Origin of the sequence: Lutibacter sp. (genome assembly GCF_041596795.1) — a bacterium.
Lineage (GTDB): Bacteria > Bacteroidota > Bacteroidia > Flavobacteriales > Flavobacteriaceae > Lutibacter.
This window is the reverse complement of record NZ_JBFHHX010000002.1, coordinates 77,571-89,798: the sequence shown is the minus strand read 5'-3', so window position 1 is coordinate 89,798 and position 12,228 is coordinate 77,571. Positions and strand designations below refer to the sequence as shown.

Below are 12,228 nucleotides of genomic sequence, written 5' to 3'. Positions count from 1 at the left end.
GTTTTGTAGAAACTAATATAGTTTCTTCTTTTGTAGCATTTAACAAAACCGATAACATAGCTCCAAATCCATTTTTTTGCTGTTTTTTAGCTAATTGGTGTTGCGGAAAACTTTCCAATCCTGGATATAATACTTTTTCAATTTTTGGATGCTGCTCTAAATATTGCGCAAGTTTTAACGCGTTTTCGGTTTGTTTTTGAACTCTTAAATGCAATGTTTGAATTCCTCTGGCAATAAGCCAACAATCGAAAGGTGCAGGAACAGCTCCAGATAATGACTGAATAGCTTTAATTTTTTGAGCTATTTTTTCATCATTTACAACAATACAACCACCTAAAACATCGCTATGACCTCCAAAATATTTTGTTGTAGAATGTACCACAATATCAGCACCTAATTCTAATGGGTTTTGATAAACAGGTGTTGCCCATGTATTATCTACTGCGCAAATAGCATTATTTTTATGAGCTAATTTTGAGATTTCAGCAATATTACTAATTTTTAATTGTGGATTAGATGGCGATTCAATCCAAATAAGTGCAGTATTCGGCTTTATAGCTTTTTCTACTGCAATCAAATTACTCATATCTACTAAATCATATGATATACTCCAATTAGCAAAAACTTCATCTAATAGTTTTCTTATGGCAAAATAAATATCATTTGGCAACAATACGTGATCACCAGTTTTTAAACTCTGAATTACGGCATTTACAGCCGCCATTCCAGATGAAAAAGCATATGAAAATTTTCCTTTTTCTAAAAGTGCAATACTTTTTTCAACAATAGCTCTATTTGGGTTATCTGTTCTAGAATATACAAAGTCGTTATTGTAACTTCCATCATTATTTCTTTTATAAGTGCTTGATAAATAAAGAGGAGTACTTATTGGTTGAGAATTTGAAAAATCGTTTTTAGTGCTTTCAATGGCTAGCGTTTCAAATTTAAGTGTTTTTTTCGGTTTCATAAATAACTGACTTTTTTGAATAAAGTAGATAATATTATGACAAATATCTTGAAAAAATAATAGCTTTTTAATTTTAAATACTAAAATTAAAGGTTTTTGTAGATTTAAGTAATTACAAAAAGTTATTGTATTCCTTTTTTAAATAATTAACGCCTAATGTAACTAAATCATTTGAAGATATATTGGAGTTAGATGCATCAGAATCTGAAATTAATTTTTCATCATCTATATAAATAACTCGTTGATATAAAACAGATTGATTATGTTTATTTGGGAGGATTTGAGTTAGTTTAATACAAACCAATGAATTATTATTATAGTAGAATTCTTTAGATTTAATAAAATTGTTTTTTAAATGTTCTAAATATTTAACTTTTACAATTTCTTTATTTTTTAAAATAACTTTTTTGGTTGATTCATTTTCAGTTATAATTCTTTTAGATCCATTAATTTTTAAATTGTCTGTAGTAAAATTACTTTTATCGTTTGAATTATGGTCAATATGAGAAATATAGGATTCAATATTTTGAACTTTGTCTTTTAAAATAAGAGTATTCATTTTCTTTTGATTAGAAAAATGATTAGGCATTTCTGCTAGCGATACACTAGTTTTACAGGAAGTGATTGAGGTTAAAATAAAAATAAAGAAAAGCTTTTTTGCCATAAAATATTAAACTTGAATTGACAAAATTAGTATTTAAAGCAAGAAAAAAATTGATATATGTCACCTAAGTAGCATTTAGTAAATATGTAATATATTTGTTTTACAATTGATTAATATATAATTTTTTACGTAAAAATAGTATATTATTATGGAATTGTTATTTGTTTTGAATAAAAATTACAATACTATATTATCTTTTAATAGCGGTTTTTGAAAGCAAAAAACACTTTATAAGGCGTATTTAAATAATGTGGATTTAAAGAATTGTTACTATGAAAGTTACAAGTGTTAACTTTTTAAAATATATTTAAACTTCATTTCTTCCTCTTTTCCTTCTTTATCCTTAAAAATAACATAAATGTGTAAGGTTTGGGCATCAAATCGTTCAAAGGTAAAATCGTTAAAATAAGCGCGGTTTTCATCAATTTTTACTAATGGAGCTTCAATGGTTTCATCTTTTTCTTCCCATCCCTTTAAATTATTATGAAAATGTTTTAATCGAAAAATCAGGGTTTCATTTTCTTCAGAAATAGTGCATAATTCATAAAATTGAATAGTGTTATCAACCACTAATTTAAATGAACCCATTATAGAATTACCTAGCGGATTACTCCAAATTTCTTCTGTAATTCCTCCAAATGCTTCTCCTTGCCAATATCCTGATATAAAAGAAACATCTTCAATAGATGCCTTTACAAACAAGCTATCTTTGGGAAGTTTTAATGTATTTTGTGAATAAATAAAAATTGAAAGTAACGAAAATAAAAAAGCTAGATAATTTTTCATAAATTGATTTTATCTAGCTAATCTACTATTTTTAATTTTAAAAATATGGCTTAATTTTTCAATAAAAATTCTTTTAGTTCTTCATACTTAGAAATTTTAACCGCTATTTTTTCCTTATTAATAACTTCTTGTATTTGTGGAGGAAATTCGATTGTTGTATTTAAAACAGGTTCAACAACATCTAAAAATTTTACAGGATGTGCAGTTTCTAAAAAGATACCTTGTGCTTTGTTACTTTTTAAATATTTTTTTAAACCTAAATAACCAACAGCGCCATGTGGATCAGCAATATAACCAGATTTAGCATTTATTTTTAACATAGCCTCTTTAGTTTCAGCATCAGTAAAAGAATAAGATGATACGTTTTCTTTTAGCAATGTATCATCATTTTTATAAATTTCCTGAATTCTGATAAAATTACTTGGATCACCAACATCCATTGCGTTTGAAATAGTTTGTTTTGATGGCTTTGGTGTATAAATTCCTGTTTCTAAGTAGTTTGGAACAATATCATTAATATTTGTAGAGGCAATAAATTGTTTTACTGGTAAACCTAATTGTTGTGCCATAATACCTGCACAAATGTTACCAAAATTACCGCTAGGTACGGAGAAAACAAGCTTTTTTCGTTTGTTTTTTAATTGTTTGTAAGCAATAAAAAAGTAAAACATTTGTGGTAACCAACGTGCAACATTAATAGAATTTGCCGATGTTAAATTTTTTGCCGCAATTAAATCGGTATCTAAAAAGGCAGTTTTTACCATTGCCTGACAATCATCAAAAGTTCCATTCACTTCTAATGCTTTTATGTTTTTTCCCAAAGCAGTTAGTTGTTTTTCTTGTACCTCACTTACTTTTCCACTTGGATATAAAATAACAACATCTACACCTTCAACACCTAAAAATCCACTTGCAACAGCACCACCAGTATCACCAGAAGTTGCTACCAAAACAGTTACTTTTTCAGCACTTTTATCTTTATTAAAATACCCAAAACAGCGAGCCATAAAACGTGCGCCCACATCTTTAAAAGCCATTGTTGGTCCGTGGAATAATTCTAATGATGAAATATTATTTTCAATTTCTACTATTGGAAAATCAAAAACCAATGTATCTGCAATTATTTCTTTTAATTCTTTTTCTGGAATCTCATCACCAACAAATTGTTTAATTACTTCGTAGGCAATTTCATGATTGGTAAAATATTCTATATGATTAAAAAAATCCTTTGATAAAGGTGTTATGCTTTCTGGAAAATACAAACCTCTGTCTGGAGCTAAACCTTTAATTACTGCATCTTTAAAAGATACATTTGGTGCTTTTTTATTTAAACTATAGTAGTTCATTTTAATTTATATTTTATAAGTCATTCTGAACTTGTTTCAGAATCTCAACTTGCTTATTTATAGAATTGATGAGAACCTGAAACAAGTTCAGGTTGACGTTAATTAATAATTTTATAATATTTTTATTCCTTGTTTGTTAATTTTTGATACGTGGATATCATAATCAATTCCAACTTTTTCATAAACAGCTTTCATTGCTTGAGCAACTTTTTTAGCAGTTTCTTCTCCCTTGCTCAAAGCAAAAATAGAAGGTCCAGAACCTGAAATTCCACAACCTAACGCTCCAGCTTTTATTGAATTTTGTTTTACAGCATCAAAGGCAGGAATTAAAATTGAGCGAATAGGCTCCACAATATAATCTTCTAAAGAACGTCCAATTAAATTGTAATCTTCTGTGTATAAACCACTAATTAAACCTCCAACATTTCCCCATTGTTTAATGGCATCTTTTAAAGACACTGTAGTTCTTAAAATTTCACGTGCATCAGAAGTTTTTACTTCAATTTGAGGATGAATAACTGTAGCAAAAAGTTCATTTGGAGTATGAATATTTACAATGTCTAACGGTTCATAACTTCTAACTAATGTAAATCCGCCAAAAAGGGCAGGAGCCACATTATCTGCATGTGCCACACCTGTTGCTAAACGTTCACCTTCCATTGCAAATCGGACTAAATCTGTTGTGTTAAATGGTTTGCCAAGTAATTCATTAATTGCCCAAACAGCACCAGCAGAACTTGCAGCACTGCTTCCAATACCACTTCCTGGTTTTATGCGTTTATCAATTTCAATTTCAAAACCAAATTCACTATCGGTTTCAGCAAGTAAAGCTAAAGCTGCAACTCCGGCAACATTTTTTTGTGTTTCCAGAGGTAAATTTTGCCCAATTATTTTAGTAATTGTAACACCTTTTTTAGCAACTTTTCTAATCGTCATTTCGTCACCAACGGTATCCAAAGCCAATCCTAAAACATCAAAACCACAAGAAACATTGGCAATGGTTGCAGGGGTAAATATTTTTAATTGTTCCATAGTTTAATTGTTTCCAATTCTAATGATATCTGCAAATAAACCAGAAGCTGTTACATCGGCTCCTGCTCCAGCTCCTTTAATAATTAATGGCTGTTGACTATATCTTTCGGTAAAAAATAGCACAATATTATCGCTTCCATCTAAATTATAAAATGGATGGTCAGCGGGAATTTCTTTTAATCCAACATTTGCATTTCCATTGTCAAATTCAGCAACAAATTTTAAACGGCAGTTATTTGCCGCTGCTTTTTGATAAATTTTTTCAAAATGAGCAGCTTCTGTTTTTAAGGTTTCTAAAAATTCTGGAACAGTAACAGCATCTAATGAAGATTTTGGTAAAAATGAATCGTTTTTAATATCATCAAGTTCTAATTTTGTTCCACTTTCACGTGCTAATATTAAAATTTTACGCATTACATCAACACCACTTAAATCGATACGCGGATCAGGCTCTGTATATCCTTGAATACCTGCTTGTTCAACAACATCGTAAAATGAATTTTGATTGTTAAAATTATTAAATACAAAATTTAAGCTACCAGATAAAACAGCTTGAATTTTAGTCACTTTATCGCCTGATGCTATTAAATTTTTAAGCGTATCAATTATAGGTAAACCGGCACCAACATTAGTTTCAAATAAGAAAGGAGCGTTGTATGTGCGAGCCAATTGTTTTAATTTTTGATAGTTTGCATAGTTAGATGAACATGCAATTTTATTACAAGTTACTACCGCCACACTTTCCTTTAAATAGCTTGCGTATAAATTAGAAATACTTTCATTAGCAGTGTTATCTACAAAAATGCTATTTCTAAAATTAAGTTCTCTAACCTTGTTATGAAACGTGTCCATATCTAAAGGCTCACCATTTTCTAAACTTTCTTTCCAGTTTTCTAAATCAATTCCATCTTCATTAAAAACCATTTTTTTAGAATTTGTTAACGCAATTACTCTAACTTGAACACGTAAATTTTCTAATAAATAATGTTGTTGTTTTTTAATTTGCTCAATAAGCTTTCCTCCAACATTACCAACACCAACAATAAATAAGTTTAATTGCTTTGTTTGATCTTCAAAAAAGGAAGCGTGTAAAGAGTTTAATGCTTTTTTTATGTCTTTAAAAGAAATAACTGCAGAGATGTTTTTTTCTGAAGCACCTTGGGCAATGGCTCTAATATTTACGTTGTTTTTACCTAAAGTACTAAACATTTTACCACTAATACCTTGGTGGCTTTTCATATTATCGCCCACCAAAGCAATAATAGCATTATTTTTTTCAATAGTTAACGGATCTACTTTGTGGTGTTCTATTTCGTAACTAAATTCGTCTTCAATAGCTTCCTTAGCTTTTTCAACATCACTATTGCTAATAGCTATACAAATAGAGTGTTCTGATGATGCTTGAGTAATTAACGAAACATTTACCTTTTGTTCAGAAAGAGCTCCAAATAATCGTTTAGAAAAACCAGGAATACCAACCATTCCACTTCCTTCTAAGGTAATTAATGCCATATTTTCTATGTGGCTAATTCCTTTTATGGGATTTGTATTGCCTGAAACTTTTGTAATTAAAGTTCCTTCAGCGTTTGCGTCAAATGTGTTTTTAATACTAATAGGAATTTCCTTTTTAAGAACAGGTTGAATTGTTGGCGGATAAACTACTTTTGCGCCAAAATGCGACAATTCCATAGCTTCTTGGTAGGAAATATTTTTAATAGGGAAAGCTTCTTTTACAATTTTTGGATTTGCAGTAAACATTCCACTCACATCAGTCCAAATTTCTAAAATAGTTGCATTTACAGCAGCGGCAATTATTGCGGCAGTATAATCTGATCCACCACGACCTAAAGTTGAAGTTTCTCCGTTTTCTGTTGCAGCAACAAAACCAGGTAAAATTACTATTTTGTGCTTATTTTCTTTGAAAAAAGATTCAATTGCAGCATTTGTTTTATCAAATTTTACGGCAGCATTTGAAAAATTTTCATTGGTAATAATTAATTCTTGAGAGTTTTTTAAAACGGCATCTAAACCTTTACTTTTTAATGCTTCAGATATAATGTAAGAAGATAATAATTCACCAAAACCAACAATTTTATCAGATGTTTTTGCAGATAATTCATTAATTAAAAATACACCTTCTAAAGTGTTTTCTAATTTATTAAGCATTTTTTTTACCTGACCTAAAACACCACTTTGATTATTTACAGGAATTAATTCTCTGGTAATTTGTAAATGTTTTTCTTCAATTATTTTAAAACTTTGCACATAGTTTGCATTGTTATTACAAGCTAAATTTCCAGCTTCTAGTAATAAATCTGTAACGCCTCCTAAGGCCGATACAACCAACGCTATATTGTTGTTTAAAGAGCTATCTTTTACAATATTAATAACTTTATTTATGTTTTCAGATGAAGCTACAGATGAACCTCCAAATTTTAATACTTTCATATTATTTTTTATATATTGAAATTATATGATTGATTGAAAATCAAATAATTTTTGTGATTTTAACTGATTATTTTTTGTTAATATTCCTTGTTTCATTTTTATGAAAACGAATATAAAGTACGGTGATATAAATAGAATAGAACCCCTAAAGGGTTGTTGTAATAGTTGTAGTAGTTGCAATAGAAAATCTACACACGTTTTGTGTGTTTAATAAATTAATATTTGATTTTTTATTTTGCATAACACAAATTTACTGGTTTTTTTAAAACAGCAATCTTTTTACCTTAATTTTTATTGAAATTTTATTATTAAGACAATTCAACTAAATACTACCTAATTTTTTAATGTACTTTTTAGGAATAATAAAAAACTCCGAAATAAATTTCGGAGTCGTTGTATTATTCAATATCTATAATTATTTGATTTTTTAACAAATCTTCAAAAGTTTCTTCTTTTCTAATTAAATAATCTTTTCCGTTATACACCAACACTTCTGCAGGTTTAAAACGCGAGTTGTAATTAGATGACATTGAGAAACAATAAGCACCAGCATTATTAAAACACAAAATATCTCCTTCTCTTATTTCGCTAATTCTTCGGTTGCTACCAAAAGTATCAGTTTCGCAAATATAACCTACAATAGAGTAGTAGCGCTCTCTACCATTTGGATTAGAAATGTTGTGAATATGATGGTAACTATCATACATCATTGGACGAATTAAATGGTTAAAACCACTATCAACACTAGCAAAAACAGTTGATGTTGTTTGTTTTACCACATTTACATTTGCTAAAAAATAACCAGCTTCACTAACTAAAAATTTACCTGGTTCAAACATTAAGGTTAATTCTTTTCCGTATTCTTTACAGAATTTATTAAACCTTTTAGATAAACGCTCTCCTAATTCCTCTATATTTGTTGAAATATCTCCTTCTTTATATGGTACTTTAAATCCACTTCCTAAATCAATAAATTCTAGGTCTTTAAAATCTTTAGCTGTGTTTAAAATAATTTCAGTTGCAGCTAAAAACACATCAATATCTAAAATATCAGAACCCGTATGGGTGTGAATTCCATTAATTGTCATTCCTGTATTATCTACAACTCTGTTAATTAAAGGTAATTGATGAATAGAAATTCCGAATTTAGAATCGATATGACCTACAGAAATTTTATGATTTCCACCAGCCATAATATGTGGATTTATACGAATACAAACTGGAATATTTGGATAATGATGTCCAAATTGCTCTAAAATAGAAATGTTATCAATATTAATTTGAACACCAAGTTTAGCAACTTCCTCAATTTCGTTTAAGGAAACTCCGTTAGGTGTAAAAATAATGTTTTCTGGAGCAAAACCAGCTTCTAAACCTAATTTTACTTCTTGAATAGAAACTGTATCAACGCCAGAATTTAATTTTTTAAAAAGTTTTAAAATACTAATGTTTGAATTTGCTTTAACAGCATAATTTAATTTTAAACTTTTTATAGTTGAAAAAGCATTGGTAATACGGTTGTATTGCGAAATAATTTTTTCGGCATCGTAAACGTACAGTGGGCTTCCGTATTTTTCGGCAAGAGATACTAATAATTGATTGTCCATTTAGTTAATTTTTGAAGTTTCAAATGTATAAAACCAAATTAGTTTTAAAAATATAATTTTATAAAATAACATAATTTAACGGAATGTTAAATATTGCAATGGTTTTTTTCTTTTTAATAAAAAAACCATTAATAGAAAGTGCTATTAATGGTTTTAAATTTATGTAATAATATATTATTTTAAAATACTTACAATTTGTTCTGCTAATTCAGTACCAATTCTATCTTGTGCTTCTGCAGTTGCAGCTCCAATATGCGGAGTTAAAGATAATGCTGGATTCATTAATAATTGAATTTCAGGTTTTGGTTCTTTTTCAAAAACATCTAACGCAGCACCAGTAATTTTACCAGATTCAATAGCTTTTACTAAAGCAACTTCATCAATAACTCCACCACGTGCAGCATTTACAATAAACGAACCATCTTTCATTAGTTCAAACTCTTTAGTTGAAATAACGTACTCTTTTTGAGCAGGAACGTGTAATGTAATAAAATCTGCTTGTTTTAAAACTTCTTCTTTTGATATGGTATTTATATTAAAGAATAAAGCTTGTCCGTCAAAAAATTCTACTTCTAAATTAGCAGCATCCATAAAAGGATCAAAAGCAATAACTTTCATTCCTAATCCTAAAGCTATTTTTGCTGTTGCTTGTCCAATTCTTCCAAATCCTAAAACACCTAAAGTTTTTCCTTTTAATTCAATTCCTTTAGCGTAATTCTTTTTTAAAGTACCAAATTTAGTATCACCTTCTAAAGGCATATTTCTGTTAGATTCTGGTAAAAAACGAACCATTCCAAAAAGGTGAGCGAAAACTAATTCTCCAACTGAATGTGACGATGCAGCAGGAGTATTAATAACTTTTATTCCTTTTTCACGTGCGTATTCCACATCAATATTGTCCATTCCAACACCACCACGACCAATAATTTTTAAAGATGGACAGTTGTCTATAATATCTTTTCTTACTGTTGTTGCGCTTCTAACAAGCAATACAACAATGTTATTTTTGTTAATATAGTCTACTAATTGATCTTGAGCTACTGTAGTTAAATCAACTTCAAAACCATTTAAACCTAAAGCAGCAATACCACTTTTTGCCAAACCATCATTTGCTAATACTTTCATTTTATTTAGATTTTTATAATTATGAGATTTCTTTTTCAAATTGTTGCATAGCATCTACTAATACTTGAACACTTTCAATTGGCATAGCGTTGTAAATACTAGCTCTGTAACCACCAACCGAACGGTGACCTTTTAAAGCACTAATACCAGCTGCATTCCAAATTTTATCAAAAATAGGAGCTGTAGCTTCATCAGTTAAGTTAAAAGTAACGTTCATTGTAGATCTGTCTTCTTTTGCAGCGAATCCTTTAAAGTGTGGATTTCTGTCAATTTCAGCATACAATAAAGCAGCTTTAGCATTGTTTATTTTTTCAATTGCAGCAACACCACCTAAGTTTTTTAACCATTCTAAAGTTAACATAGAAGTGTACACGGCAAATACTGAAGGTGTGTTAAACATACTTTCTTTAGCAATGTGTACTTGGTAATCTAACATTGAAGGAATATCTCTTCCTGTTTTTCCTAAAATTTCGTCTTTTACAACTACTAATGTAGTTCCTGCAGGACCCATATTTTTTTGAGCGCCAGCATAAATTAAATCAAATTGTGAAAAGTCTAAAACTCTTGAAAAAATATCAGAACTCATATCACACACTAATAAACTATCAGATTTAGGGAAATCTTTAATTTGAGTTCCAAAAATTGTATTGTTTGAAGTAGTATGAATATAATCTAAACCAGTTGGTATAGTATAGTTTTTTGGAATATTGTTATAACCTTGTTCTTTTGATGAAGCTAATATTTCAACTGTACCTAATTTTTTTGCTTCTTTAATTGCAGCAGAACTCCAAGCGCCTGTATCTAAATATCCAGCTTTTCCACCAACTTTTAATAAGTTATAAGGAGTCATTAAAAATTCTAAACTTGCACCACCTTGTAAGAAAAGCACAGAATAACCTTCAGGTAAGTTTAGTAATTCTTTTACAAGACTACAAGCATTTTCCATTACAGCCACAAAATCTTTACTTCTGTGTGAAACCTCTATTAATGATAAATTTGAATTATTGAAATTTAGTACTGCATCTGCAGCTTTTTGTATCACTTCCTGTGGCAAGATAGATGGTCCTGCACTAAAATTATGTTTTTTCATTTTAATAGTTTATACATTTAGTGGTGCAAATTTCGTAAAAAAAAGAAGAAGTATACTCATTTTTTTTGTAAAAAAAACGTCATAATTTTAATAAAAATGCAACAGAATCTACGTTATCGGCATAATTCCATAATTTAGGATGTTGGGTATGACCAAATTTTACGAAATCTACAACGTTTTCGTTACTTACAATACATTGAATTTGTTCTTTGTCCGTTTCTAGTTTTTTATGCAATTCATCAATAGAATCGTAGTATTCGTAAAATAGAGTTGCAATTGGAGAAGCATAACTTTTATCTTCCTTCAACATTACAAATCCGTTTTCTAATACATGAAACAAACTCATTATATAAACAGCCTTATTGTAATCGTAGTTATTTTCGTACTTTTTATAATTTATAATAGTATTGAATTTGTACAAGGCGTTAAAAAGTAAATCAAAATTATAATTCTTTGGAACAAACAATTTTGAAACGCTTCTGCAGCCCAATCCAAAATATTGAAAAATATCTTCACCCAATAATTCTAGCTCTTCTTTGGTTTCTTTTCCAGTTAAAATAGCTACTGAATTTCTGTTCTGGCGAATTATAGAAGGATATTTCCCAAAATAATGCTCAAAATAACGTGCAGTATTATTACTTCCAGTAGCAATAACAGCATCAAAATTTGTTAATGCTTGTTCTGTAAAAGTTATTTTTTCTTTAAAAGCTGTATTTGTATGTTCTAAAAATTTTGCAATTAAGGGTAAAAAATGTTTATCGTTTGATGATTGTTTAACTAAAGCATTGTTTCCTGAAATTAAAACCGATAAAAAATCATGAAAACCAACCAACGGAATATTACCAGCCATAATTATGGCAATTGTTTTTGGTTTAGAATCTTCATTAAAATGATACATAGAAGTCCATTTTTCTAAATTTTCTTTACTTAAAGCTTTACTCCAGCTTTCAAAAGCTTTTAAAACATTGTCTTTTGTAAACCAACCATTAAATTCTTGCGCTCTATTAATTTGCATTTTAAAAGCATCAAAAAAAAGAGTATTCATTTCAGAATTATCACATTTTTCAATTTTTGAAGTTGAAAATTGCTGAAAAAAAATGCCTAGTTTGTGAAATGCATCTATTCGTTGTGTTAAATTCATTGAAATAAATTTTTTGATTTAA

At 29.0% G+C, this 12,228-nt stretch carries 10 protein-coding genes; all 10 read right to left on the bottom strand.

The features are described from left to right. Positions 1-967 (bottom strand): PLP-dependent aspartate aminotransferase family protein (locus ABY298_RS00655; protein WP_372744048.1); only part of this gene is annotated, 967 nt, incomplete at its 3' end. 112 nt (positions 968-1,079) lie between these two features. Beyond that, entirely contained in the window at positions 1,080-1,526 is a 447-nt protein-coding gene (locus ABY298_RS00650; RefSeq protein WP_372744047.1) for a hypothetical protein, read from the bottom strand. A 393-nt stretch (positions 1,527-1,919) separates the two neighbouring features. Then, the gene (locus tag ABY298_RS00645) at positions 1,920-2,417 is read right to left on the bottom strand and encodes a DUF6265 family protein (protein WP_372744046.1); all 498 of its coding nucleotides are present in this window, start codon (positions 2,415-2,417) and stop codon (positions 1,920-1,922) included. Between the two features lie 50 nt (positions 2,418-2,467). After that, the gene (gene thrC / locus ABY298_RS00640; protein WP_372744045.1) at positions 2,468-3,763 is read right to left on the bottom strand and encodes a threonine synthase; all 1,296 of its coding nucleotides are present in this window, start codon (positions 3,761-3,763) and stop codon (positions 2,468-2,470) included. A gap of 111 nt (positions 3,764-3,874) precedes the next feature. Beyond that, positions 3,875-4,795, bottom strand: coding sequence for a homoserine kinase (locus ABY298_RS00635; protein WP_372744044.1), 921 nt, complete (start codon positions 4,793-4,795; stop codon positions 3,875-3,877). 3 nt (positions 4,796-4,798) lie between these two features. Then, the gene (gene thrA / locus ABY298_RS00630; protein ID WP_372744043.1) at positions 4,799-7,243 is read right to left on the bottom strand and encodes a bifunctional aspartate kinase/homoserine dehydrogenase I; all 2,445 of its coding nucleotides are present in this window, start codon (positions 7,241-7,243) and stop codon (positions 4,799-4,801) included. 398 nt (positions 7,244-7,641) lie between these two features. Further along, positions 7,642-8,850, bottom strand: a complete 1,209-nt coding sequence (gene lysA / locus ABY298_RS00625; protein ID WP_372744042.1) for a diaminopimelate decarboxylase — start codon at positions 8,848-8,850, stop codon at positions 7,642-7,644. Between the two features lie 174 nt (positions 8,851-9,024). After that, the gene (locus tag ABY298_RS00620; RefSeq protein ID WP_372744041.1) at positions 9,025-9,975 is read right to left on the bottom strand and encodes a D-2-hydroxyacid dehydrogenase; all 951 of its coding nucleotides are present in this window, start codon (positions 9,973-9,975) and stop codon (positions 9,025-9,027) included. Between the two features lie 19 nt (positions 9,976-9,994). After that, positions 9,995-11,065, bottom strand: coding sequence for a 3-phosphoserine/phosphohydroxythreonine transaminase (gene serC, locus ABY298_RS00615; protein WP_372744040.1), 1,071 nt, complete (start codon positions 11,063-11,065; stop codon positions 9,995-9,997). Between the two features lie 79 nt (positions 11,066-11,144). Continuing rightward, positions 11,145-12,206 carry an acyl-CoA reductase gene (locus ABY298_RS00610; RefSeq protein WP_372744039.1) on the bottom strand — a complete coding sequence of 354 codons (1,062 nt, stop codon included), beginning with the start codon at positions 12,204-12,206 and terminating at the stop codon, positions 11,145-11,147. Between the last annotated feature and the right edge of the window lie 22 nt (positions 12,207-12,228).

Excerpts from the sequence above, each read along its gene's own strand:
- thrA (WP_372744043.1), bottom strand. The coding sequence starts at position 7,243 with ATGAAAGTATTAAAATTTGGAGGTTCATCTGTAGCTTCATCTGAAAAC.
- ABY298_RS00635 (WP_372744044.1), bottom strand. The coding sequence starts at position 4,795 with ATGGAACAATTAAAAATATTTACCCCTGCAACCATTGCCAATGTTTCT.
- serC (WP_372744040.1), bottom strand. The coding sequence starts at position 11,065 with ATGAAAAAACATAATTTTAGTGCAGGACCATCTATCTTGCCACAGGAA.
- thrC (WP_372744045.1), bottom strand. The coding sequence starts at position 3,763 with ATGAACTACTATAGTTTAAATAAAAAAGCACCAAATGTATCTTTTAAA.
- lysA (WP_372744042.1), bottom strand. The coding sequence starts at position 8,850 with ATGGACAATCAATTATTAGTATCTCTTGCCGAAAAATACGGAAGCCCA.
- ABY298_RS00645 (WP_372744046.1), bottom strand. The coding sequence starts at position 2,417 with ATGAAAAATTATCTAGCTTTTTTATTTTCGTTACTTTCAATTTTTATT.
- ABY298_RS00620 (WP_372744041.1), bottom strand. The coding sequence starts at position 9,975 with ATGAAAGTATTAGCAAATGATGGTTTGGCAAAAAGTGGTATTGCTGCT.
- ABY298_RS00650 (WP_372744047.1), bottom strand. The coding sequence starts at position 1,526 with ATGAATACTCTTATTTTAAAAGACAAAGTTCAAAATATTGAATCCTAT.
- ABY298_RS00610 (WP_372744039.1), bottom strand. The coding sequence starts at position 12,206 with ATGAATTTAACACAACGAATAGATGCATTTCACAAACTAGGCATTTTT.